23 protein-coding genes are annotated in these 23328 nt (G+C 36.3%); 12 read left to right on the top strand and 11 right to left on the bottom strand.

Going from position 1 to position 23328, the window contains the following annotated elements; all coding sequences use genetic code 11:
* The first annotated feature begins 127 nt into the window (after window positions 1-127).
* Window positions 128-838, top strand: a complete 711-nt coding sequence (fadR, locus tag ABXH06_RS15175) for a fatty acid metabolism transcriptional regulator FadR (RefSeq protein WP_311583761.1) — start codon at window positions 128-130, stop codon at window positions 836-838.
* Window positions 839-974: 136 nt separating this feature from the next.
* On the top strand, window positions 975-1517 hold the full coding sequence (locus tag ABXH06_RS15170) for an NUDIX hydrolase (protein WP_353518753.1): 543 nt from the start codon (window positions 975-977) through the stop codon (window positions 1515-1517).
* Between the two features lie 52 nt (window positions 1518-1569).
* Here the strand turns inward: ABXH06_RS15170 and ABXH06_RS15165 are convergent, their stop codons facing one another.
* Window positions 1570-2514 carry a response regulator gene (locus tag ABXH06_RS15165; RefSeq protein ID WP_353518752.1) on the bottom strand — a complete coding sequence of 315 codons (945 nt, stop codon included), beginning with the start codon at window positions 2512-2514 and terminating at the stop codon, window positions 1570-1572.
* An 80-nt stretch (window positions 2515-2594) separates the two neighbouring features.
* Window positions 2595-4139 carry a MocR-like pyridoxine biosynthesis transcription factor PdxR gene (gene pdxR, locus ABXH06_RS15160; protein WP_353518751.1) on the bottom strand — a complete coding sequence of 515 codons (1545 nt, stop codon included), beginning with the start codon at window positions 4137-4139 and terminating at the stop codon, window positions 2595-2597.
* On the opposite strand from pdxR, the gene ABXH06_RS15155 reads away from it, so the two are divergent.
* The 3 genes from ABXH06_RS15155 to ABXH06_RS15145 all read left to right on the top strand — a co-directional run bounded on the left by ABXH06_RS15155 (window position 4133) and on the right by ABXH06_RS15145 (window position 7535).
* Window positions 4133-4753 carry a GNAT family N-acetyltransferase gene (locus ABXH06_RS15155; RefSeq protein ID WP_353518750.1) on the top strand — a complete coding sequence of 207 codons (621 nt, stop codon included), beginning with the start codon at window positions 4133-4135 and terminating at the stop codon, window positions 4751-4753. The two genes, pdxR and ABXH06_RS15155, sit on opposite strands and share 7 nt — an antisense overlap.
* 115 nt (window positions 4754-4868) lie before the next feature.
* On the top strand, window positions 4869-6890 hold the full coding sequence (locus ABXH06_RS15150; protein ID WP_353518749.1) for a methyl-accepting chemotaxis protein: 2022 nt from the start codon (window positions 4869-4871) through the stop codon (window positions 6888-6890).
* A gap of 24 nt (window positions 6891-6914) precedes the next feature.
* Window positions 6915-7535 carry an FMN-binding negative transcriptional regulator gene (locus tag ABXH06_RS15145; RefSeq protein WP_353518747.1) on the top strand — a complete coding sequence of 207 codons (621 nt, stop codon included), beginning with the start codon at window positions 6915-6917 and terminating at the stop codon, window positions 7533-7535.
* 18 nt (window positions 7536-7553) lie between these two features.
* Here ABXH06_RS15145 and ABXH06_RS15140 read toward each other — a convergent pair whose 3' ends face one another.
* From ABXH06_RS15140 to ABXH06_RS15130, 3 genes are all read right to left on the bottom strand, one after another.
* A complete protein-coding gene (locus tag ABXH06_RS15140; RefSeq protein WP_311583747.1) occupies window positions 7554-7823 on the bottom strand; it encodes a GIY-YIG nuclease family protein in 270 nt (89 codons plus the stop codon).
* Between the two features lie 313 nt (window positions 7824-8136).
* Window positions 8137-8568 carry a hypothetical protein gene (locus ABXH06_RS15135; protein ID WP_311583745.1) on the bottom strand — a complete coding sequence of 144 codons (432 nt, stop codon included), beginning with the start codon at window positions 8566-8568 and terminating at the stop codon, window positions 8137-8139.
* A gap of 299 nt (window positions 8569-8867) precedes the next feature.
* Window positions 8868-9113 (bottom strand): hypothetical protein, encoded by a 246-nt coding sequence (locus ABXH06_RS15130; RefSeq protein WP_353518746.1) that lies wholly within the window; start codon window positions 9111-9113, stop codon window positions 8868-8870.
* A 15-nt stretch (window positions 9114-9128) separates the two neighbouring features.
* Here ABXH06_RS15130 and ABXH06_RS15125 point away from each other — a divergent pair, with 15 nt between their 5' ends.
* The 3 genes from ABXH06_RS15125 to ABXH06_RS15115 are packed head-to-tail and all read left to right on the top strand — an operon-like array spanning window position 9129 to window position 12409.
* Window positions 9129-10733: an ABC-F family ATPase gene (locus ABXH06_RS15125; protein WP_353518745.1), complete on the top strand. Its 1605-nt coding sequence runs from the start codon at window positions 9129-9131 to the stop codon at window positions 10731-10733.
* A gap of 28 nt (window positions 10734-10761) precedes the next feature.
* Window positions 10762-11220 carry a YehS family protein gene (locus ABXH06_RS15120; protein ID WP_353518744.1) on the top strand — a complete coding sequence of 153 codons (459 nt, stop codon included), beginning with the start codon at window positions 10762-10764 and terminating at the stop codon, window positions 11218-11220.
* Between the two features lie 4 nt (window positions 11221-11224).
* Window positions 11225-12409, top strand: coding sequence for a DEAD/DEAH box helicase (locus tag ABXH06_RS15115; RefSeq protein ID WP_353518743.1), 1185 nt, complete (start codon window positions 11225-11227; stop codon window positions 12407-12409).
* A 116-nt stretch (window positions 12410-12525) separates the two neighbouring features.
* Here the strand turns inward: ABXH06_RS15115 and ABXH06_RS15110 are convergent, their stop codons facing one another.
* Window positions 12526-12729: a metal-sensing transcriptional repressor gene (locus ABXH06_RS15110; protein WP_353518742.1), complete on the bottom strand. Its 204-nt coding sequence runs from the start codon at window positions 12727-12729 to the stop codon at window positions 12526-12528.
* Between the two features lie 164 nt (window positions 12730-12893).
* Between ABXH06_RS15110 and dmeF the strand changes: the two genes are divergently transcribed.
* Both dmeF and ABXH06_RS15100 read left to right on the top strand, forming a co-directional pair.
* A complete protein-coding gene (gene dmeF / locus ABXH06_RS15105; RefSeq protein ID WP_353518741.1) occupies window positions 12894-13799 on the top strand; it encodes a CDF family Co(II)/Ni(II) efflux transporter DmeF in 906 nt (301 codons plus the stop codon).
* 186 nt (window positions 13800-13985) lie between these two features.
* Window positions 13986-15815, top strand: a complete 1830-nt coding sequence (locus ABXH06_RS15100) for an SLC13 family permease (RefSeq protein ID WP_311583732.1) — start codon at window positions 13986-13988, stop codon at window positions 15813-15815.
* 98 nt (window positions 15816-15913) lie between these two features.
* Here the strand turns inward: ABXH06_RS15100 and ABXH06_RS15095 are convergent, their stop codons facing one another.
* Window positions 15914-16294: a YkgJ family cysteine cluster protein gene (locus ABXH06_RS15095; RefSeq protein ID WP_353518776.1), complete on the bottom strand. Its 381-nt coding sequence runs from the start codon at window positions 16292-16294 to the stop codon at window positions 15914-15916.
* 189 nt (window positions 16295-16483) lie between these two features.
* Between ABXH06_RS15095 and yegD the strand changes: the two genes are divergently transcribed.
* Window positions 16484-17842, top strand: a complete 1359-nt coding sequence (gene yegD / locus ABXH06_RS15090) for a molecular chaperone (protein WP_353518740.1) — start codon at window positions 16484-16486, stop codon at window positions 17840-17842.
* 78 nt (window positions 17843-17920) lie between these two features.
* Here yegD and ABXH06_RS15085 read toward each other — a convergent pair whose 3' ends face one another.
* From ABXH06_RS15085 to ABXH06_RS15075, 3 genes are all read right to left on the bottom strand, one after another.
* Entirely contained in the window at window positions 17921-18124 is a 204-nt protein-coding gene (locus tag ABXH06_RS15085; RefSeq protein WP_353518739.1) for a DUF1289 domain-containing protein, read from the bottom strand.
* Window positions 18125-18249: 125 nt separating this feature from the next.
* Window positions 18250-19353 carry a c-type cytochrome gene (locus ABXH06_RS15080; protein WP_353518738.1) on the bottom strand — a complete coding sequence of 368 codons (1104 nt, stop codon included), beginning with the start codon at window positions 19351-19353 and terminating at the stop codon, window positions 18250-18252.
* A gap of 198 nt (window positions 19354-19551) precedes the next feature.
* Window positions 19552-20604 (bottom strand): aldo/keto reductase, encoded by a 1053-nt coding sequence (locus ABXH06_RS15075; protein WP_353518737.1) that lies wholly within the window; start codon window positions 20602-20604, stop codon window positions 19552-19554.
* A 666-nt stretch (window positions 20605-21270) separates the two neighbouring features.
* On the opposite strand from ABXH06_RS15075, the gene ABXH06_RS15070 reads away from it, so the two are divergent.
* Window positions 21271-21438, top strand: coding sequence for a hypothetical protein (locus tag ABXH06_RS15070; RefSeq protein ID WP_311583721.1), 168 nt, complete (start codon window positions 21271-21273; stop codon window positions 21436-21438).
* A gap of 84 nt (window positions 21439-21522) precedes the next feature.
* Here the strand turns inward: ABXH06_RS15070 and ABXH06_RS15065 are convergent, their stop codons facing one another.
* On the bottom strand, window positions 21523-23178 hold the full coding sequence (locus ABXH06_RS15065; protein WP_353518736.1) for an amidohydrolase: 1656 nt from the start codon (window positions 23176-23178) through the stop codon (window positions 21523-21525).
* Window positions 23179-23328 lie beyond the last annotated feature (150 nt).

Genomic DNA, 23328 nt, shown 5'->3' with positions numbered 1-23328 from the left:
GTAGTTTAAGCATTAATCCTTAGCTTGTAAAATAGAATCATCTTAACTTTAAAATAACTTTCTTGTACCAAAAAATTCTTCTGGTACAATCAGTTTCATTAATTTTTTAGAAGTTGCGTGGAGCCTTATGGTTATTAAAGCACACAGTCCTGCAGGGTTTGCGGAACAGTACATTGTCGAATCAATTTGGAATGGAGGATTTCCTCCTGGCTCAATACTTCCTGCAGAGAGAGAGCTGTCGGAACTTATTGGGGTCACAAGAACGACATTACGTGAAGTATTACAACGATTAGCGCGCGATGGTTGGTTGACGATAAAACATGGTAAGCCAACAAAAGTGAATAACTTTTGGGAAACATCGAGCTTAAATATTCTAGAAACATTAGCTCAACTTGATCAAGAAGGTATCCCTGATTTAGTCGATAATTTAATGTCAGCACGTACCAATATTAGTGCGATTTATGTTCGTGGTGCGATTAAAAATAATCCTGAACAAGCAATTAAACTATTAAAAGAATATGAAACGATAGAAGATAACGGCGAAGCTTTTGCTGAATTTGATTATCGTTTAAATAAAGAACTAGTTGTAGCTTCAGGAAACTCGATTTATTTATTAATTTTAAATGGTTTTAGAGGACTCTATTCTCGTTTAGGTAGTTTGTATTTTGCCCATCCAATGGGCCGTGAAATTACTCGCCGCTATTATGAAAAACTTATTGAACTTGCCAACGAAGGTAAACATGATGAGTCTGTTTATACTGTTCGTAAATATGGTATTGAGTCAGGGAAGTTGTGGTCAGAACTTAAAGATGATGTATTAAAAGAGTTGGCAGAATAGTCCCCTTTAAATAACTTAATTGTTAATATTGAACCAAAGGCTGCTGTTATAGGTGCAGCCTGCTATTTCTCTATTGATGAATCACCGCAAACGCTAGCTCATCTTATCCCCATTTATTTAATCGATTTAATCAATCATGCGCTTATTAAAATCAACCATTCATCCTGATATCCAAAATTTAACCAACAAGCAATTTACTCGAAAAGCGGCCCGTGCGATCGTTTTAAAAGGTGAAGAAATTCTGCTTTTGTACACTAAACGTTATCATGATTATAGTTTACCTGGCGGTGGGGTTAATGACGGTGAAAGTATTATTGACGGACTTATTCGCGAATTAAATGAAGAAACAGGTGCACATAATATTCAAAACATTCAAGACTTTGGTGTCTATGAAGAGTATCTACCTTGGTATAAAGATGACTTTAATATTGTGCATATGCTGTCGTATTGTTTTACATGTACCATTGATGAAAAATTACATGATACGTCATTAGAAGTTCATGAAATTAATAATGGAATGCGTCCAGTCTGGATTAATATTCACGAGGCGATTAAACATAACGAGCACACCATTGAGCACAGTGACAAAAAAGGACTTTCTATTGAAAGAGAAACCTTTTTACTTAAATTAATTGTGGCAGAGTGTCTGGTTAATGCGAATCAAGAAAAAAGCGCATAAAAATTAATTTATGCGCTTATTAGCAAAATTTAACTCACTGTGAGAGAAGCGGTTAGGCTATTTTCAAATAGTTTTTGATGATTTCAGCCCCATTATCAGCTTGAATCGGTTTAAAGATAAATCCTGAAACGCCAATTTGCTGACATTCATCAACTAAACCTTTGTCGGTAACCGAAGACAACATAACAACAGGTACGTCAGAGCCAATGGCTCGAATAGTTTTTAAAGCCTCATTACCGTTCATATTTGTCATAACAACATCCATAAACATAAAATCAGGGTTTTCATTCTTAACGGCTTCAACGGCGGTAAGTCCATCGTCCGCTTCAATAACATTGTTATAACCTAAACCTGCAAGGAAACGTTTTAACGCTTTTCTAATCATAGCGCTGTCATCAACGAGTAATACTTTACTCTCTAATGGTAATGGTTTGGTATGAGGGTTAGAAATGCCAGTACTTTGCTCACGTTCAACATTAGTGGTTTGAAAATTAACATTACGAACAAGTAAATTAAAATAGTATCTTCCCACGCCTTCAACGCTAATTGGCACAGTTACAATTTCTTTTACTCCTTCTAAGTATTTTTCCATGTCATTAAAGTTATGGATAAAATATGGACTTGAAAAGTCAAACTTTAGGTTGTTTCTACTAAGTAAGTCTGTAGCTCGGCCCACAATAGTATTGCCCCATTCAGCTAGAGCATTACTCAGTTCTTCATTAATCTCTTGATAATCATACTTTTCGTCGAACATATTTTGACAAACTGAATTTCCGATTGCGACGGCTGTTTCAGGGTAATGATGCATCATTATAACCCCATCTAAACAACCGGTAATGTTTGAACAAACGGCATAACCTTTAAAACGAAAATCTTCAACTTTATCCAAAAATGTTTCACCAGCACTACCTGATAAACTGGTCATCGACTTTAAGCTGGCGATAGATTCGTTAATGAACGGGTGTAATGTAACTTTGTAAATAGTATTAATTGACATGAATTACCTTCAATTTTTATTGTTATTAAGTGAATAAGCTACTAGAGCACATTAGTTTTTGCAAGGCAGTTGCTTATATTTTAAAGACTTAGCATGATTCGTTTTAATTTTATTAACCCTTGTTCGATTTTCTCTTCACTTTGGCCACTAAAACCTAACCGAAGATATTTATTGAGATTATTGCGTGCAGATAAATGAAAAGCTTTTTCAGCCAATATATAAATGTCTTGTTGTTGTGCTTTTAATGCTATTTTTTCTGCATTAAAGCCTACATCAACCCATAGCGCCATGCCGCCAGGCGGTGTATTAAAATGGATGTTCATTCCTTGATTTTTAAATTCATTAAGCATGTGTACCATACATTCACGTCTTTTCTGATAAACTCTGGTGACCTTTCTTAAATGGCGTTCAAATGCACCTTCTTTCATCCATCTGGCGACTGCATCTTGCATTAAGATATTCGCTTTATGATTGATAAGCGTACGGTAATTAATTAAATGACTGGCCAATGATTTATCAACTGCCATAATGCCTAACCGTACAGCTGGAAACATTAGTTTTGAAAAACTAGAGATATAGATTACTAAGCCTGCAGGGTCATTTGCGGCTATAGGAGCTAATGGCTGGGTGTCGTAGTGAAATTCATGATCATAATCATCTTCTATAATCGCAAAGTTATATTGCTGAGCTAACCGATAAATTTTCATCCGTTCACTTACGGGTAAAGTTGTGGTTGTTGGGTATTGATGAAGTGGAGTTAAGTATAAAAGCTTGATGCTATGTATTTTCAGTATGCTTTCTAAATGGTCAACATCTATTCCTTGATTGGTTTGTTTTATTTCTATTAATTGTGCCCCAGTGTTTTCAAATGTATTCCAAGCAGGGCGATAGCCTAAGCTTTCTACTGCCACTTTATCTCCTTTAGTTAATAACACTTGAGAAAGAATATACAGCGCTTCTTGCGTACCATTAACAACAATGATCTCTTTATCATTGATTGATCGCACACGACGTAAATAAGTTGAAACTTCCTTGATAAAAGGAGGGTAACCTGCGTTATCACCATAATTTAAATCTTTTATTGCGGGACGGTTTAATGCCGTATTCATAGATGAGCGAAAATCATTAAAAGGAAAAAGTGATATATCTGGGTTGCCGCCGGCAAAATTAAACTGATATTGGCTAGCGGATTTTTTCTGCGCAGTGTTATTTTTTTTAATAATTTGCCAGTTATGTGACACCGTTTCATGTGAAGAAGAGTGTTTCTTATGACTTGCTTGGATAATCGGTAAGTTTTTAGTGACGCGATACCCTTTTCGTAATTTAGACTCTACCCAACCTTGTGCAATTAATTCACGATAAGCAGCCATAATCGTATGGCGATTTACTTGTAGTTGCTCCGCGAGTTTTCTCGCTGAAGGCAACAACTCGCAAGGGGTAACAAGTCCTTGTTCAATTGCCTTTCTAATGGCATCGGCAATATTTAAATAGTATTTTGAATGGTTATTCTCTAAGACTAAGTTTAATGGAATCACTGGTATAGTTAATATAAGTAATCTGGTTGTTTTATTTATACCACAAATAAAGATAATAACGATATCTAAGTGAGGAGATAACAATGACATTACGTGAAAATTTTAGCCCTAAACCAACTATATTGTCGACGAATAAAGTAGAACTGCGTCCTTTAAGCGTTGATCATCTTACTAGCTTTTATCAAGCTGGCGCCTTTCCTGAAATTTGGCGTTGGTCATTACCTGATAAATGTGCTTCTTTGCAGGTCGCAAAAAAGTGGTTAACGTACTCCGAAGTAATGATGAAAAAAGGTGAGCATATTGCCTATGCTATTTTTGATAAAGCAAGTGGTGAGTTGGTTGGTAGTACACGATTTTGTTCAATAAAACCCGAAGATAGAAATATTGAGATTGGCTTCACCTTTATAACGCCAAAATACCAACAAACATATGTTAATACTCATGCAAAATTCTGTTTACTTAAACATGCTTTTGAACAGTTACATGCAATACGTGTTGAATTTAAAACACATGAACAAAATGAGAAATCTAGAAGTGCGATTACTCGTTTGGGGGCAAAATTTGAAGGTATATTACGTCATCAACGAATATTATCTGATGGTAGTTTTCGTAATACTGCTATTTTCTCAATTATTGACACAGAATGGCCTAAGGTTAAACAAACTTTAGAAAGTAAAATGATAACGGTAAAAAATGACCTGTAAAATAATGAGTGCACATTTAACATTTTATTTACAATGAATTAAATATAAACTTTGATAAGTGTTTAGTATTTAAGCTATCCTTTATTCAATAGTGCTGATTTAGTATTTGATTAATATGCAATTAAAAGTTTCTCATAAAGTTATTATAGGTTTTGTTGTTGTTTTACTCTTGTTATTCGTCGCAAGTATAAGTTCAATAAATATCTTGTCTGGAATTAAAACCGCGACATCTCAAGTCGATAAATTTGCTATCCCAGTTCAAAATTACAGTAGTAAAGTACAAATCCATTTGTTAAAGCAAGCGAAGTTATCTTCTCTGATCCCATACGTTACTGATGCTGATAGATTAGCCGAATTAAAAAAGCAGTTTACTGTGGTCGGTAACGAGCTTAATCAAGAAGTCTTAAAAATAGACAAGTTATTAGCTAAGCATGAAAGTGCTAGTTTTCTAAAAGACTTTAAGACGTATTATTTACCTTATTCAAATACTGTTAAAGTCATGTTTTCTGGTAAAGAATCGATACTTTCTCAACAAGTTGAAATCACTCAACAAAAAGATATTTTAGTTGAAACGCTTAGAAGTGTAGAGGATCAATTAGTTGAATTATCGTATCTTGAAGACCCTGAACAAGAAAACTTACTTGAACAACTTTCTTCAGTTTCAGTACAAGTTGAAGGTTATTTAATTAGTTTAAGTGAATCAATTGAAACTATTCCTAGTATCAACACCATGGAAAATGCACTTAGTGTTGAAGAGTCCGTTGTTATTGGTTTTGATAACACTAAACCATTGTTAGATTATTTAAAACGCTTAAGTAAAGGTCATGTCAGTTTTGAAATTGTTGACAAAGTTGCCGTTGATTTTGACACCTTAACGCCGTTAATTTCAGGCGAGCAAAGTTTATCACAAATGAAAATAGGGCAGTTAACTCAAGTGGATGTGCTTGAACAACAATCCATTTTGTCTGAAAGCCAAGTGAATAGCTCTATTGTTGCCATCGACAAATTATTAGTTGCTTTTAATAATGAAGTAAATCATTTACAGAATAATGTTCTTAAAGATGTCGACAAAGGCCAGACTTCAACTTGGATACTTTTATTAATTATTAGTATTGTAAGTACGATTATTTCTTTTGTTACAGTGCGATCGATGAGCCTACCATTAGTGCGCATTAATAAAGCCTTAGCACACATTGCAAAAGGAGATCTTTCACGCCAGCTTAAAGTTGAATCTGAAGATGAATACGGGATTCTATCTAAAAATGTAAACTTAGTCGTGGAAGACTTACGTTCTTTGGTGGGCGAAATTAGTAGTAATTGTCATTTACTCAGTAACGCGGCAATTTCATCGACGAATGAAGTTGCTGAAATTGTTAGCTCTATTGAGCAACAACAAAATACCGTTGCACAAGTAACCGATATCACCACACAGTTAAATGTCAGTGCCGATAATGTGTTACAACAAGCGAAGTCTGCGGAAGAGCAGATGACGGCTGCTCTTAATCAAAGTGATGATTTAAAGGCGATAGCAAATAATACCAATAAACAAATTTCAGGTTTATCTAACGGTTTAGACACAACCAGTAATCTAATCAATGAATTACAGCAAGAGTCTACCAACATTGGTGGGATCTTAGAAACCATACAAAGTATTGCCGATCAAACTAATTTACTCGCACTCAATGCTGCAATTGAAGCGGCACGTGCGGGTGAAAGTGGCAGAGGCTTTGCTGTCGTGGCCGATGAAGTGAGAATGCTCGCTAGTCGTACTCAGGAGTCGACAGCTGAAATTAATCTGATGATCACCTCTTTGCAAAGTAAAACGCAAAGAGCGGTGTTAGAAGTGAATGAAGGAAAAGCTGAAGCCGAAAACTGTCAAGAACATACGGCTAAATTACTAGAAACATTAAATTTAATTACACAAGCTATTGAACAAATGCACTCTATGAGTTTGGATATTGCACAATCTGCTCAACATCAAAATACCTTAAGTGGCGATATCAACCTTAGTATTAATGATGTTGTGCAATTAAGTCAGTACAGTAATGATAAATCTCTTTCTACGTTATCTCACAGTAAAGAAGTCGCGAATTTAGCGCAGAAGTTAGATAAATCTGTGGATGAATTTAACTTATAAAACTTCACACAGGAAAAGTTATAAGTGTATATCCCGAAACATTTTCAAGAGTCTAATGAAGCTACTTTAATCGAACTGATCGGACAATTTCCCTTTGCCAGTTTAATCTCTAAAGTAGACTCAGAAATTGAAGTTAACCACCTACCTTTTTATCTAGAGAAAAAAGAGGGAAAAAAGGTACTTTTTGCGCATATTGCTAAAGCGAATTCACTTTGGAAAATGAAGCAAGAGAGTGAAGATGCATTAGTTGTTTTTAATGGGCCTAATGGTTATATCTCTCCTAATTATTATCCTTCTAAGCAAGAGCATGGCCGAGCGGTTCCTACGTGGAATTATATTGCAGTGCATGTCAAAGGGACTCTTAAATTTAGACATGAGAATGAAACTAAATTAGCCATTGTTAATCATCTAACAAACCTACATGAAGTGCATCAACCTAAACCTTGGTCGGTAAGTGATGCGCCAAGCCACTATATTGAGAAAATGTTATCAGCCATTGTGGGTATTGAGGTTGAAATAAATGATATGGTTGGAAAATGGAAAGTCAGTCAAAATCAATCTTTGGAAAATCAACAAGGTGTTGTTAATGGTTTAACCGCTGAAGGCGCCACTCAACTTGTATCAACTATGATAACGGATCAATAAATAGAGAACTAACAACCCTTATTTATGAAGAATGGGGATTTTTAATGTCTCTGCTTTTAGTAGCTTTTCTGCTTTTTCAGGAGGCACTTGATAAAATTCATTGACATATTTTTTGGCACGTAAATATTCTCTCACTTGCTTTTTTATTTGGCAGGGATTTTCACAATAAAGTTGAAAGACTACTTTATATTCACCAGGCGTCGTTTTTGACAAAGTCTTGGCATATTCTTCCGGCGATTGTGGCGTACATCCTATTCGTATCACATCAGAAAACAACGAATGTTTCATAACGTAAACATTACCTTTAGATATTGTGTCTATAACTTCATTCATAATGCGCATTTTATTCAAATCTAATGATTTGATTCCTTATGTAAGCTTATTAAACAGTATATTATTTATTATATATGAATCACAGCATTGCCATGAAATTCTAGATATAGAGTCAAATAAATTTGAAACGTCTTTGAGTAGCCAAAGTGGATTGTTACTGATTAATTTCTGAACTTAGCGTGGATTTTTAGATAAAAAAAAGCCACGTGATGTACGTGGCTAAAAAGTCTTTGTAAGGGGAGTTACAAAAAAACTAAAACTTTCTCAATTAAGAGTTGCTATAACGCTTAACGAATTGACTGATACGTAAACCGTTACAAACCATTTCATTAACATCATATTTTGTTTTACCAACAACAGAGTCAAGACCATTTTTAACTGCTTGAGCACAAATCATAGACTCAATCGAGTTATTGGCAGGTTTAATAAAAACTGATTTTTCGATAGCTTTTACCGGTTGTGCTTTAAATGAGTTAGAAAAATCACGAATGTTTTGACCGTTACATGTGATGTTATAAGCATGAACATTATTCATTTTTTCTGCTTGCTTAATCGCTGCTCTATAACCATTTGTTGCAGCTAAAACACAGATTTTACTTTCTGCTGTGTTGTCTAATGAAACGAATTTCACATTTGAACTTGAAGCACTTGCAGATGAAGTGAATAAAACTAACGATAAAACAGCTAATAAATTTTTCATATAAACCTCTAAATCACGTAGATAATTAATTGGCTTAAGTGCCAATCACTTAAGATAGAGTAATTATACTAATTTAATTTTACTTGTAAAGGATTTTCTGTAATTAAATTACATTTGTGTTTTTAAATTACATTTATTATGTGGTTTTATTGATATTTAGCTGGTTCTAAGGTTTGTTTTTATTGGTTTTTATGATTGTATAAACAGGTTTTGTAATTAAGTTACATTTTATTGTGGTGCTGGAAAGTGTCTCCCTTTTAAGTCGGTCGATGCAATCTGTTATTAAGCCCTCTATTTTGTCAATCAGTTGAATCTCGAAATTGAAAGCTTTTCTTTTGGTGAAAATTTATACATAAAAAGCCAATATAGACTATAGCTTGGCGGTTTATTCCTGTATAATGCGCGACTTCAAAATTACTGGTAATTAAAAGCGTAGCTAAATGCTGATATCTGTTAACGTTTACCGGTATTTTATTGATACGACGTTTTACCTTTACTGCTAATACACCATTTTTAAAAGTGTCATTAGCCAAGCCAATATTCAATTCAGGAACGCACTTTTGATATCTACCTCTAACATTACAATGCAGTTTGGCGCTGAGCCTTTGTTTGAAAATATTTCCGCTAAATTCGGTAATGGTAATCGCTACGGTTTAATAGGCGCTAATGGTTGTGGAAAATCAACCTTTATGAAAATACTCAGTGGTGATTTAGTACCAAGCTCAGGTAATGTTTCAGTTAGTACAGGTAACAAAGTCAGTACCTTAGGACAAGATCAATTTGCTTTTGAAGAATTTTCTGTTATCGATACGGTAATCATGGGCGATATGGCTTTATGGAAGGTTAAGCAAGAACGAGATGCGATTTATGCGCAAACTGAAATGTCTGAAGCAGATGGCATGCGTGCTGGCGAATTAGAAAGTGAATTTGCTGAAATGGATGGTTACACAGCTGAAAGTCGTGCCGGTGAAATATTACTTGATGCCGGTATTGAAGAGTCATTTCATTATGGCTCTATGCAGCAAGTTGCCCCAGGTTGGAAGTTGCGTGTACTTCTGGCGCAAGCGTTATTTGCAAACCCTGATATTTTATTACTCGATGAGCCAACCAACAACTTAGATATTCATACTATCAGCTGGTTAGAAGCAGAATTAAATAAGCGTAAATGCACGATGATCATCATTTCACATGATAGGCACTTTTTAAATGCCGTCTGTACTCATATGGCAGATATAGATTACGGTGAGTTACGAATTTACCCAGGAAACTATGAATTTTATCTAGCGCAATCTGCCTTATTAAGAGAGCAATTGTTATCAGGTAATGAGAAAAAAGAAGCTGAAATTGCCGAATTACAAGACTTTGTCAATCGTTTCGGAGCAAACGCTTCTAAAGCGAAACAAGCAAGTTCTCGTGCTAAAAAAATGGATAAAATTAAGTTAGACGAAGTGAAGTCATCAAGTCGAATTACTCCTAAAATTGCATTTGCTCCGGGTAAAAAAATGCATCGTCAGGCATTAGAATTAGAAAACTTGGGTCATGGGTTTGATGGAGAAGCGCTTTTTAGCAAGGGTGACTTATTATTAGAAGCGGGTGCTAAGTTAGCTATCATTGGTGAAAATGGCGTAGGAAAAACCACGTTTTTGCGTTGTTTAGTTAACGAGTTAACACAAAACGAAGGTGTTATTAAATGGTCTGAAAATGCCTCAGTGGGTTATTGTCCTCAAGACAGTAGTGCTTTTTTTGATAACGATTTAACCTTGATGGAGTGGATGTCTCAATGGCGTAGACCTTGTCATAATGATTTAAGTGTTCGTGGCATGTTAGGCCGAATGCTGTTTACCGATGATGATGCTAATAAAAAGGCACGTAATTGTTCAGGAGGTGAAAAAAATCGCCTGTTATTTGGTATGTTAATGATGGCCGATATAAATGTATTGATCATGGATGAGCCGACTAACCATATGGATATTGAAGCCATTGACGCGTTAAATAATGCCTTGAAAGATTTTGAAGGTACGTTAATTTTTGTCAGCCATGACCGAAAATTTGTTTCAAGTTTAGCAACTAGAATCATTGATATTAAAGATAAGCAAGTTGTTAATTTTCAAGGTACGTTAGACGAATACCTAGACAGTCAAGTGCAAGCGCAACATGTTGCCTAACAATCATTAAAAATTTAAAGAGTAACTTATGATAAACAATGATCTTCTTCGTCGAATCAGTAAAATATTTTCCTTAACTGACCAACAAATTATCTCGATATTTTTGCTTGGTCAAAGTCATGTAACTACAGAGCAATTAGCCCATTTTTATCAAGAAAAAGATCATGCTGATTATCGAGAAATTTCAGACCTAGATTTTGCCCGGTTTTTAAATGGTTTAATTATTGACAAACGTGGCGCGAAAGATGGCCCACAGCCGGCTCCACAAAATGAGTTAACCAATAATATTATTTTTAACAAGGTAAAAATCGCTTTAGCATTAAAAGCTGATGAGGTGATTGAAATTTTGTCTTTAGCTGGTTTAACCTTAGGTAAATATGAATTAAGTGCTTTCTTTAGAAACGTCAATCATAAACATTACAAGATGTGCTCTGATGAGGTGTTATCGACCTTTTTAAAAGGGTTACAAATTAAGTTTCATGGATAACACTATGCCGTTTTCAACACTGGGGTTATCTGACGCATTATTAAAAACCGTTGCTGAATTAGGATATACCAAGCCCACACCGATTCAACAACAAGCAATCCCAGTTGTTTTATCTGGAAAAGATTTAATTGCTGCAGCACAAACAGGTACAGGTAAAACCGCTAGTTTTGTACTTCCTTTGCTTGAAAAATTTAATCATGATAAAACCTTGCGTGGTAAACGTATTCGCGCACTTGTCCTTACACCCACCCGTGAATTGGCCATACAAGTTGAAGCGAGTATTGCCCAATATGCTAAGTACCTAGAAGTTAGTTCTTTGGCAGTTTACGGAGGAACAGATATTGAACCACAGAAGCAACGCTTAATTTGGGGCGTAGATATTCTCGTTGCTACTCCCGGTAGACTTTTAGATTTAGCTCATCAACGGCTTTTACATTTTGACGAATTAGAGGTGTTAGTATTAGACGAAGCCGACAGAATGTTAGATATGGGGTTTATTGATGACATTAATAAAATTATAGAACGTTTACCAAGTTCTCGACAAAATTTACTGTTTTCAGCAACGATGTCTGAAGATGTTCGTGCATTGGCAAAGCGCGCCATTGACCAGCAAGCACGTGAAATTTCTATTGCTTTAGACAGTGCTTCTCAGCCGAAAATTGATCAATGGTTAGTAACGACAGATAAAAGCAATAAATCAGCATTACTCAGTTTTTTGATTCAGAAATTCAATTGGCAACAAGCGCTAATTTTTATTGAAACAAAACATGGGGCTGCAAAACTGGTAAGCCAATTAGAAAAACGCGGTATTAAAGCACAATGTATTCACAGTGGTCGTACGCAAGAAATAAGAGAGCGTATTTTAAATGATTTTAAATCCGGTAAAATTGACTTTTTAGTGTCGACGGGGATCGCCGCACGAGGTATTGATATAGGCGATTTAGCACGGGTAATAAATTATGATTTACCAGCAAAAGTTGAAGATTATATTCATCGCATAGGCAGAACGGGACGGGCAGGTGAAAGCGGTGAAGCTATTTCTTTGGTCTCTAAGGATAACTTTCGTGAGTTATGTGCTATTGAAAGCCGATTGGGTCGTATTATTTCACGTAAAGCTTTTGACGAATTTCCCGTGAAAAAAACAGTACCTGTTTCCATCTTAAATTTTAAACCTAAGAATCGTCAGTAATATATTTGTTAAGGTTTTAAGTGCCGTTAACTATTCATATTTTTAAACACTAGGCAAGCGATTTACAACACCCTTGTGCGTATATTTGCCGTGTTTTTTAAGGTACTTATCTCTCATTATTTTAAGTAACTTTTAAGCAGTATAATGACTTGTTCGACTTCTTCTTTACGTCTTTTGGTTGTGAAATTTTTAGCGCCTAAATGCTCACTCAAATGACCTTCCAACAACTTTTTCATTAATCCGTTTACAGCGCCTTTTAAAGCCATTATTTGTTGTAATACCGCCATACTGTTCGAATGATTATTAAGGTGCTTTGTCATGAAATCAATTGATCTTTTATCCATCTGACTCGATTTATGAATTTCTTTTGATCTTTATGTGTATGAAATATGTAATTTTTTACTTTTTAAATATACTCAGCGGGGGTATGTTATTAAGCTTAAGTCATCTTCAATATTCATGTTTCAATAGTTAAGGAAATAAAGTGAGTGATTCAACAATACAATGGCAACATTCTCATGATTTTGGTGTAGATAACGCCAAAAACACACATAAAGTAAAAATTGTATTTTGGTTAACTACACTGATAATGACCCTTGAAATTGCTGCTGGCACGTGGTCAGGCTCTATGGCATTACTTGCCGATGGTTGGCATATGGGGACTCATTCAGCCGCATTTCTGATCACATTATTTGCCTATCATTATGCCAAGAAGCATATGAACAATAAGTCATTTAGTTTTGGCACAGGAAAAGTGAATTATCTTGGGGGATTCGCGAGTGCTGTTGCGTTAGGCATAGTTGCACTTATGATGATCATTGAATCAATTCAGCGACTTGTTGAACCACAGAGTATTCAGTTTAGTGAAGCAATTATCGTGGCGTTCATTGGTCTTTTGGTTAATTTAGTGTCAGCTTTGATTTTAAAAGATCACCATCACCATCATGATCATTCACACCATCACCATGATCAAAACATGAAAGCCGCTTATCTCCACGTCTTGGCCGACACATTGACTTCTGTTCTTGCTATTGTCGCGCTATTAATCGGTAAATATATTGGAATAGTGTGGATAGACCCATTAATGGGAATCGTTGGGGCGATGGTTATATTTCACTGGTCTTTTGGTTTAATAAATGAATCAAGCGCGATACTTTTAGATAAGTCTGTAGAAACTTCAACCTTAGAGAAAGTTTCTATAGCTATGAATGAGAAAAATACTGTTATACATGATATTCATGTCTGGAAGATAGCCAGTTCTCACCAATCAGCTGTGTTATCCTTATCATCAAATAAACCACTAAAAATAGCCGAATATAAAGCCATTGTTAAAGAAATTTTACCGCAAGTTTCGCATATTTCAATTGAATTAAATAAATTGAAGATTTAATGATAGCCATTTATAAACAAGGCTAATGGCTATTATTTTTATGTAAAATTTAAGCGCTTGTTTTAACTTTACTCTTTTAGCATAGATTCTTTTTTTGCAACAGCATCGCTTTTTAAATAAGGTAATGCTAACGTTATTGATAATTTAGCGAATTATATTCGTGATACTGGCGTAAGTTGAAAAATAGTGAATATACCTGATATACCGAATAATCATGCTTTAGCAATGTTGTTAGTTACCGTTGTTGCTTTATATTTTTTTCGTCGCGATGATATTCCACTTGAAACATCGTCTTTGGCCGTTTTGGTCATCTTATGTTTATTGTTTACTATTTTTCCTTTCGAAATTAACGGAACTCATTTAGAAGCCTCATCTTTATTCTTTGGTTTTGGTCACGAAGCCTTGATCACGGTTTGTGGTTTAATGATTATTGGTCATGCGTTAGTGAGAACAGGGGCTTTAGTCCCTGTCGGACGTTATTTAGCTAAATTATGGAAAATAAGCCCAGGATTATCATTACTGATCACCTTAATTGTTGCCGGCTTTTTAAGTGCTTTCGTTAATAACACTCCAATAGTGGTTTTGTTTTTACCGATACTTACGAATGTAGCTTTAAGAACTCGAACCGATACTTCGGGAATGTTGTTACCAATGGGCTTAGCAACACTCGTCGGTGGCATGACAACCACAATTGGTACTTCTACCAATTTATTAGTGGTTAGTGTGGCCAGTGATATGGGGTTGCCTCGTATCAGTATGTTTGCCTTCGCTACTCCTGCGTTAATTGCTGCGAGCATTGCTATTGCTTATTTATGGTTGATAGCGCCTAAGTTATTGCCAAAACGTACGCCGTCATTACCAGATACCTCACCACGTATTTTTAGCGCTTATTTAAATATCAATGAAGAAAGCATCGCTAATGGAACTACCGTAGCAGAAGTTTTAAAAATGACCGACGGACAAATGAATATTCAAGCGGTTCAGCGGAGCCCTGAATATCAAAATATTGTACCTTTTCCGGATACTAAGTTAAAAGTAGGCGATCGTTTACTGGTTAAAGATTATCCGGATCAATTAAAAGAATTCGAATCGGCAACCCATACCACGCTTTTTTCTGGTAGTCATAAAGTAGATGAAAATCATCCTTTGAATGCAGAAAAACAAACTTTGGCCGAAATCGTTGTCGTACAACAGTCAGGTTTAGTCGGGCGAACCTTAAAAGAAGTTCAGTTTGCCAAACGCTATGGCATATCGGTTATTGCTTTGCATCGAGGTGGCAATGCCATGGAAATAGGGCGAAGAAGTATTGGACATGTACCGATTCAAACGGGCGATGTGTTATTAGTGCAGGGTGAATCTGAACAAATTGATGAATTAAAAGAAAATCAGGGCTTTTTAATTATTGATGGCGCAGCTGAGTTGCCTTATTCACAAAAAGCCCCGTTGGCATTAGCGGTGTTATTTTTTGTTATTGCGGTTGCTGCTTTTGGCTTATTACCTATCGCCATCAGTGCAATGTGCGGGACATTATTTTTATTAATCACTAAATGTCTTGACTGGCGAGATTTGTCGGTGGCGCTCAGTAGCCAAGTGGTCTTAATTGTTGTTGCTTCTTTAGCTTTGGGTTCAGCAATGATGCAAACCGGTGGTGCCGATTATATTGCGCAAATGTTTGTCGCCTTGGCGTACGATTTGCCGCCGGCGGGGGTTTTGTCGGCATTAATGTTAATGCTAGCGGTATTAACCAATGTTGTCTCAAATAATGCTGCAGCGGTTATTGGTACCCCTATTGCTATTTCAGTTGCTACTCAATTAGGCTTGCCGGTTGAGCCGTTTATTTTAGCCGTACTATTTGGCGCGAATTTAAGTTACGCTACGCCAATGGCTTATAAAACTAATATCTTAGTGATGAATGCTGGTGGTTATCAGTTTTCTGATTTTATTCGGGTTGGTGTCCCACTCATTTTATTAATGTGGGTTACGCTGTCATTTTTATTAAGTTGGATTTATTTATAACTGAAAGTGTCACTTAACAGTGTCTGGTTAAACGTGACCAGACAGAGTGCTAATAGTCTATATTCAATGACCGACCAATACTAAAGCGGGAAAATACATTAATGGTCGATTAGTTTTTCAAATGCTACTTGCGCTTGTTTAGGGTGTGTTAAATCAAAAGTTTCAATCATTTCACACTCATCACGGACCATTTCATTAATACTGCTGGGATATAAGCGACAATCTTGTGGGCGATCTTCATAAATCCCACAACTATATTTCACTGGCTCATTAGCTTTTTGATTGGGAAGTTTTTCTAAAAATGGGCATTGGCTTAATTGTTGTTGAGTGTCAGGATCGAACCAAAGTTTATATTCTCGGACATATTGATATATATTTGGTCGAAATATTGCCCACATATCAATTTCTTCAACGGTTGCTTCTATGCCGCCATCACCATATTTGATACAACATTTTCCACATTGATTACAGGCTTTCAATGACTCTACCCAATTCATTATTTGTTTCACTATACCATAAAAACACGTGAATTTAGCTCGCTTGCAAAGCTTAAATTTCTGCTTGTTTAACGCAACAAGGCGGTAAAATATAGAAGGTTGGCTTGTACTTATCTTTATTCCCCAGTATTCTACGCAGCCTTTTTATTGAGTAGTGGTGGAATAAAAGTCATGATAGGTTTTGATTATGGTACGTCAAATTGTGCTGTAGGTGTTATGAATAATGATCAGCCAACAATTTTATCACTAGGTGACCATGGCCGCTTTACTCCTTCTACTTTATATTCACCAAGTCGCGACATTATTAGTCATTGGCTCTATCAACGTTTACCAGAAAGTGCACAAGCTGATTTCAAAGCGAAAAGGGGATTATCTTTACAACGTAGTCAAAACATTATTCGAGAGCTTAAACTTGATGGTATTTCACCTGAACTGTCTTTTGGGCAAACGGCACTCGATAATTACCTAAATGAGCCAGAAGAAGGCTATTACATCAAATCGCCAAAGTCATTTTTAGGGGCAAGTGGTTTAGTTGAAGCACAAATTCACTTATTTGAAGATATTGTTGCCGCCATGATGATGAACATTAAAACTCATGCTGAACAGGCCTTACAAAAAGACATCACGAAAGCTGTGATCGGCAGACCGATTAATTTCCAAGGGCTAAAAGGGGAAGAAAGTAATCGGCAAGCCATTAACGTGTTAACCAATGCAGCAAAGCGAATCGGTTTTAAAGACGTTGAATTTCAGTTCGAACCTGTCGCCGCAGGTTTTGAATATGAAGCCTCACTTAGCCAAGAAACGAAAGTATTAGTTGTAGATATTGGTGGTGGGACAACCGATTGCTCTATGTTATTAATGGGACCTGAGTTTCGAGAAAGTACCGATAGAAGCGCACATTTATTATCACATAGTGGTGTACGCATTGGCGGGAATGATTTTGACATTCAATTAGCGTTAAAAGGGATCATGCCTAGCCTTGGTATGAATAGTTACTTAAAAACGGGTAAACCTATGCCGGTGAATAGTTACAATCAAGCGGTGGCTATTAATAATGTCAATCTACAAACCGAGTTTTATAGTCAAGCAAACCGTCGTTTTTTAGAGCAATTAAAACGCGATGCTGCAGAGCCCGAGATATTTGAACGATTATTGAAAGTTCATGATCAAAAGTTGAGTTATTGTTTAGTGAATGGTGCAGAGCAAGCAAAAATAGCTTTAACAGAGACACATGAAGCAAACATTGCGTTAGATGACATTGATCAACAACTAAGTGTTGACGTTTCGCGAGGGTTAATGCTTGAGGCAAGCAACAGTCAACTTAAGCAAATTAGCCAAATGATGTCCGAAGCGGTAAAGAATGCCGGCTGTCAACCTGATGTAATTTTTGTCACTGGCGGCACGGCAAAATCACCGGTGTTAAATGATTACTTAACAGCGCAAATGCCTGGTATTCCATTGGTGATTGGTGATCATTTCGGTAGTGTTACTGTAGGTTTGGCGCGTTGGGCGAAAAGAATTTTTACCTGATATTTAAGGGTTTTTAGCTAACCCTCAGGGTCACATTGAGACATAGCGGTCTAAAGTCAGTGGTTTTTCTGACATGGTTTACTGTTCGTAACTTGTATTTTGCTTAGCTTCAATATGTTTTTTACAGCGGATCACAATGGCAATTTTTTCATCATCTGACTTATCTATCCATGAAGTAATTTCTGACGACGTTCGATAGCAACCAGTACAAACATTTGATGCGTCTAAGTGACATTGACCAATACACGGCGTGATGACTTGATTATTATTTCCGACAAACATACAAGTTTTACTCAATTAATAGCAACGGGTAAATAAACCACTTTTTATCCGGCAGCATGATAGCAGTTTATTTAGTAAAAGCGGTAATCATTCTCTTATTACTGCTACATTACGTTTTCGCCATGCTAATCATGTACGTCTTTTATATCACCACGCATCACTGGGTAACCTTGATTCATCCAGCCAAAAATACCTTCATACAGAACGGCTGTGCGGGTGTAGCCTAAATTTTCTAATTTTTTGATGGTGTAGTCCGCTGCTGCTCTCGGACAAGAACAATAAGCGACTATTTGCACGTCTTTTGGTATGCCAGCAACGGTTTTGATAATATCCGTGTCTGTGTAATAAGGGAAGGGGATTGAGCCTTCAATATGGGCATTTTGCCAAACAGAGGTTACGCGTGTATCTATTAAGACCATTCTGTTTTTCGCTTCTAAGGCAGCGAATAACTCTTCAGATGAAACGTAGTTATCTTCTGTTAAATCAAAGTTTGGATCATCACCTTCAGGATTGAATACGTATTCTTCTGGTTTAGGTAACGCTTTTAATATCGGTTTTTCATCTTTCCAACCAAGTGCTTTACTGCGTAAAAATGCAGTGATGTTATCAATGTCTTCGGCAGGTAACTTATCTTTAAAAGCCGGCATTGGCGTGTCTTGGCGACCGTTACGAATAGCATGACGAATAAATTCATCAGTATTGTGGGCTAATGCTGATTGATTACCTAACGCTGGCGCGGTAACTCCTTCACCATTTACACCGTGGCATGTTGTACAGTTTTCAAGGTAAGTTTTTTCACCTTTTTTGATATCGCCAGTCACGGGGTTGGTTGAAAACTTTAGACGTTCGACTCCTGCTTGTTCAAACAACCAATAGGTTAAATCCCAAGTTTCTGCTAATGTCATAGGTCCGCCTACTTCATCAAGGTAGCCACCCATGGCAGTACCATTTCTCCCGTAAGACATAGGTCTTAAAATTTGATGGGCAACGCCAGACTCCATTAAACTCTTACTGCGTAAAGAAGGGGCATGATCATTCACATGTCCTTGTCTATCTTCACCATGACACAAAGCGCAGTATTTTTGGTAATTATCTGCCGCAACTTTTGCTTGTTCTTCTGTTAATTTTCTTGGTGGAGGGAGTGTTTCACCATTATGTTGAAAAGCCATTAAAACGGGAGATGTAATGAGAGAAAAAGTGAAAAGCAATAAGCTGATTTTGTAGTTCATAATAAAAATTAATGATTTATAGTGATTATCATACTAGGTTACAAAGCTTTTCATGTCGAATCAATTAAGAACGGGGCTGTGACAAAATTAGTAACAATTGATGTAACTTTTCATTCATTGAAATGCATTGATAAAAAAGTCCTTAACCGATTTTCCACAGTAAGGACTCGTTATATTAAAAAACTAGATTTACCATTCTTAAAAAGGTGAAGGGTGCTGTTGTAAAATTTGTCCAATATCTTTAATGATTTCTTCCGATAAAGGAGCTTTAAATGCATGAATATTCTCTTTTAATTGTTTCATACTTGTCGCTCCAATTATGGTAGATGTTACGCCATTCACTTGATCCACCCATCCTAATGCTAATGAAGCCGGCGTTAAGTTATGTTGTTTAGCTAAATCAACAAATGCTTGTACGGCTTTATGTGTATTAGGCGTATCTCTAAAGAGACCATTGCGTTGCATAAAGGTCCAACGACTGCCTTTGGGAATGTTGCCGTTAAGGTATTTTCCAGTAAGTAAGCCAGTTGCTAATGGTGACCAAGGTAAATAAGCAATGTCTTCATGTACACAGTTTTCAATAAGATATGGCCAATCTTTGGTGTGTAATAAGCTAAATTCATTTTGAATGGAAACCATACGCGGCAAATTGTGTTGCTCACTTAAACGTAAATATTGGTTTATTCCCCAAGGAGTATCATTTGATAAACCACAGTGACGAATTTTTCCTGCGGCCATGCAATGCGACAATCCTTGTAAAATATCGAGCATTTTTTCGGTTTGTTGTTCAGCATTAAAACTCGTGTAATGAATGTTGTTAGGCCAATGTTTACCGAAATGAGGTGAAGTGTAATTTGGCCAATGTAATTGATATAAATCAATATAATCAGTTTGCAGGCGTTTAAGGGAGGCTTCAACGGCTTCGACAATCGTTTTACTGTTAATTTCACTATTGTCACGAATATAAGATAAGCCTGGCCCTGCAATTTTTGAGGCAAGGACGATTTCTTTACGACGAGATGGGTTAGCTTTTAGCCAATTGCCAATGATGGTTTCGGTTTTACCATAGGTATCTTCCGAAGGAGGTACAGCATACAACTCTGCGGTATCAAGAAAATTAATCCCTTGAGTTTGCGCGTAATCAAGTTGCTCATTAGCGTCTTGTTGATTGTTTTGTAAGCCCCATGTCATACTCCCTAAACAAATTCGTGATACTTCTAACGAACTACTGCCTAAACGAACATATTTCATTCTATTTCCTTCTGTGTCTGTTTTATATTAAACCGAACAGCTGTGCTCTATGATAAAAATTATTAGCTCAGAGTAATGAAAGTTACTGTGAAAAAATAGCGGAATTAAAGATTAAATACTGATTATTTATAATAAAGTATTTACTTATGTAATTATTCTCTATACTATCTCGCTGTTATTTAATCTCCTCTCGTTTATCTAACTTTTCACCTAATAAACAATTATCCGGTGAATTGTGTTTTGTCTTTCCCTTTCACAGTTAGCAATCACAAGGGTGAATCGAACTTTCGAGTTTAATTTTTCACAATGTTTTTGGTTTTGTTACAAGTGAATACTTGTTACGTGCAGCTACTTAACGCAAATCAAGTAGAAACACTATAGAAATGCCAAATCAATGCTGGCCAAAAGCCAGCTAAACGGTTTCTGATATTTGTTACTTGAATAATTTATCGTATGACGATAAACACATGCAAGTACCTAGAACAGCAACGTGGTTCATGAAAAATTTAAACATCGAAGTTTTCCCCTAAAGCAAGTTTAATTATTGTCAACGAATTGAGACAAGGTCTCTGTGTAGTTAATTTGTGCTCTAAAGCTCAAAGTTTTGCAAACCAATAATATAACTTTTGATTTTACGCGCATATGCGCATTTTATAGAGTTTTATTATGTCATATACATATAATAAAGAAGTGTATTCAATCACTTCGCCATTACAATCTATTTCGGTAAATAAACGAAATGTGGTTGTTACAGATAAAATTGGATCTAAATTATTTACGTTTAATAATATTGGTGAGTCAAAGCGTTTTTTGACTTGGTTATATCAATCGTAACAAGCTGTTTTAGATGTAATTCTTTACTGTTTTACTTGCAGTATAAAAATAAAAGGATGATAGGAAAATATCATCCTTTTTCATTTATTTTTTATAAACCTGTATGCCGTTTACCCAAGTTGATAATACTTGGTTTTGCCAAAGCTTTGATTCATCGCTGGTAAAATAGTTATCGGTTAATAAAATAAAGTCTGCTTTTTTACCTGGAGCTAAACTACCAATGATTTTTTCTTGATGACCGGCAAATGCAGCATCAATCGTAAACGTTTTTAAAGCTTCAACGCGAGTCATTTTTTCTTCAGGGTACCAGCCATTTTTCGGTAAATTCTGCTTGTCTTGTCGGGTTACCGAAGCGTGTAGACCAAAAAATGGATTAGCAGATTCAACAGGAAAATCTGAGCCGGCAGCAATAACGGTATTGGCGTTTAACAGTTTACGCCAAGCGTAAGCGCCTAAAATACGATCTTCTCCAATCCGATCAACCGCCATGTTTTTATCACTGGTGGCATGCGTTGCTTGCATTGAAGCGATGATACCCAAATCATGAAAACGCGGAATATCTATTAAGCGCAGTATTTGTGCATGCTCAACACGATGACGTAACGCTTTACTGTTATTTTTTTTGATTGCTGTTTGATAAAGGTCGAGAACTATTTTGTTAGCATTATCACCAATAGCATGGGTGTTTACTTGAAAACCAGCTTGCATCGCACTATTGATATAATGGCTTAACGACTGATTATCATGCAGTAGTAGCCCTTTATGTCCCGCGTGATCCGAATAATCTTCTATCATGGCCGCGCCGCGACTTCCTAGCGCGCCATCAGCTTGAATTTTAACACTATTAAAATTAAGCATGTGATCTGCTGAATGAAACGTTCCTTTGTCTAAGGTTTGTTGCCATTGGTTAGTCGGCAAATACAGCATAGCGTTAATACGAATAGGCATTTTCCCTTCAGCGCTAAGCTGCTGAAAAGCGGTAAGCGTTTCGCTATCAATACCAGCATCATGGACACTGGTGAGGCCTAAGCTTGCCAATGAATGCATCGCTTTTAACAAAATGTTTTTTTGTTGTGTAATTGTCAACGGGGCAATATTTTTTTCTATTAACGCCATCGCATTATCAATAAATACACCCGTTGGCTGACCATTATTATCTCTGATGATGCTGCCACCTTCGGGAGATTTTGATTGCTGAGTAATGCCGGCTAAGGCCATTGCCTTACTGTTTGCCCAACCTGCATGACCATCTACTCGTCGTAACCATACCGGTTTATCAGGAAATACAACATCTAACGACTCTTTCGTTGGAAATGTTTTAACATCCCATTGTACTTGGTTCCAGCCTCGTCCTGTTATCCAAGTTAGCGTCGGATTTTCGTGAGCATATTTCAACGTTCGCTGAACCGCTGCCTGCTCTGATCGGGTTCCGACAAGATCTGCTGTCATCAAGCTTTGGCCATAATTTAAGACATGACCGTGAGCGTCAATTAATCCAGGCAGCATAGTTGCGCCATTTCCATCGATAATGTGCCAATCTGGTTGACTGTCAATTTTGTCTTGCTTAGTAAAAAGCTTATCGATTTTATCCTCGGTAAAGGTAATGGCCGAAAACGCTTGTAATGTTTCACCATTTAACGTGTAACCTTGGACATTTTTAATTAAGGTAGTTTGTGCAAATAGTGAGGCAGAGCTAAGAGTAAGAATAAGTGTTGTAAGGAATTTTTGAGAGTATTTCATTGGCTTAAGCTTTGTTTTTATTATGTGCCTTAATCATAGCATGAACAATAAAATGCTAAAGTTTTTTACAAGAATACTTGGGTTAATCTTGTTTGACCTTTGATTCTTTAATCAAAAAAAGGCGTTATTATTCAATAATAACGCCTGTAT

Origin of the sequence: Thalassotalea sp. SU-HH00458, from assembly GCF_040362795.1 — a bacterium.
Classification (GTDB): Bacteria; Pseudomonadota; Gammaproteobacteria; order Enterobacterales; family Alteromonadaceae; genus Thalassotalea_H; species Thalassotalea_H castellviae.
Note: the sequence above shows the minus strand (reverse complement) of the source record. Positions and strands in the feature narration are given on the sequence as shown.

What these genes read in the sequence shown, in the direction of transcription:
- fadR (WP_311583761.1), top strand. Translation starts at nt 128, where the DNA reads ATGGTTATTAAAGCACACAGTCCTGCAGGGTTTGCGGAACAGTACATT.
- ABXH06_RS15170 (WP_353518753.1), top strand. Translation starts at nt 975, where the DNA reads ATGCGCTTATTAAAATCAACCATTCATCCTGATATCCAAAATTTAACC.
- ABXH06_RS15165 (WP_353518752.1), bottom strand. Translation starts at nt 2,514, where the DNA reads ATGTCAATTAATACTATTTACAAAGTTACATTACACCCGTTCATTAAC.
- ABXH06_RS15155 (WP_353518750.1), top strand. Translation starts at nt 4,133, where the DNA reads ATGACATTACGTGAAAATTTTAGCCCTAAACCAACTATATTGTCGACG.
- pdxR (WP_353518751.1), bottom strand. Translation starts at nt 4,139, where the DNA reads ATGTCATTGTTATCTCCTCACTTAGATATCGTTATTATCTTTATTTGT.
- ABXH06_RS15150 (WP_353518749.1), top strand. Translation starts at nt 4,869, where the DNA reads ATGCAATTAAAAGTTTCTCATAAAGTTATTATAGGTTTTGTTGTTGTT.
- ABXH06_RS15140 (WP_311583747.1), bottom strand. Translation starts at nt 7,823, where the DNA reads ATGAAACATTCGTTGTTTTCTGATGTGATACGAATAGGATGTACGCCA.
- ABXH06_RS15135 (WP_311583745.1), bottom strand. Translation starts at nt 8,568, where the DNA reads ATGAAAAATTTATTAGCTGTTTTATCGTTAGTTTTATTCACTTCATCT.
- ABXH06_RS15120 (WP_353518744.1), top strand. Translation starts at nt 10,762, where the DNA reads ATGATAAACAATGATCTTCTTCGTCGAATCAGTAAAATATTTTCCTTA.
- ABXH06_RS15115 (WP_353518743.1), top strand. Translation starts at nt 11,225, where the DNA reads ATGCCGTTTTCAACACTGGGGTTATCTGACGCATTATTAAAAACCGTT.
- ABXH06_RS15110 (WP_353518742.1), bottom strand. Translation starts at nt 12,729, where the DNA reads ATGACAAAGCACCTTAATAATCATTCGAACAGTATGGCGGTATTACAA.
- yegD (WP_353518740.1), top strand. Translation starts at nt 16,484, where the DNA reads ATGATAGGTTTTGATTATGGTACGTCAAATTGTGCTGTAGGTGTTATG.
- ABXH06_RS15085 (WP_353518739.1), bottom strand. Translation starts at nt 18,124, where the DNA reads ATGTTTGTCGGAAATAATAATCAAGTCATCACGCCGTGTATTGGTCAA.
- ABXH06_RS15080 (WP_353518738.1), bottom strand. Translation starts at nt 19,353, where the DNA reads ATGAACTACAAAATCAGCTTATTGCTTTTCACTTTTTCTCTCATTACA.
- ABXH06_RS15075 (WP_353518737.1), bottom strand. Translation starts at nt 20,604, where the DNA reads ATGAAATATGTTCGTTTAGGCAGTAGTTCGTTAGAAGTATCACGAATT.
- ABXH06_RS15070 (WP_311583721.1), top strand. Translation starts at nt 21,271, where the DNA reads ATGTCATATACATATAATAAAGAAGTGTATTCAATCACTTCGCCATTA.
- ABXH06_RS15065 (WP_353518736.1), bottom strand. Translation starts at nt 23,178, where the DNA reads ATGAAATACTCTCAAAAATTCCTTACAACACTTATTCTTACTCTTAGC.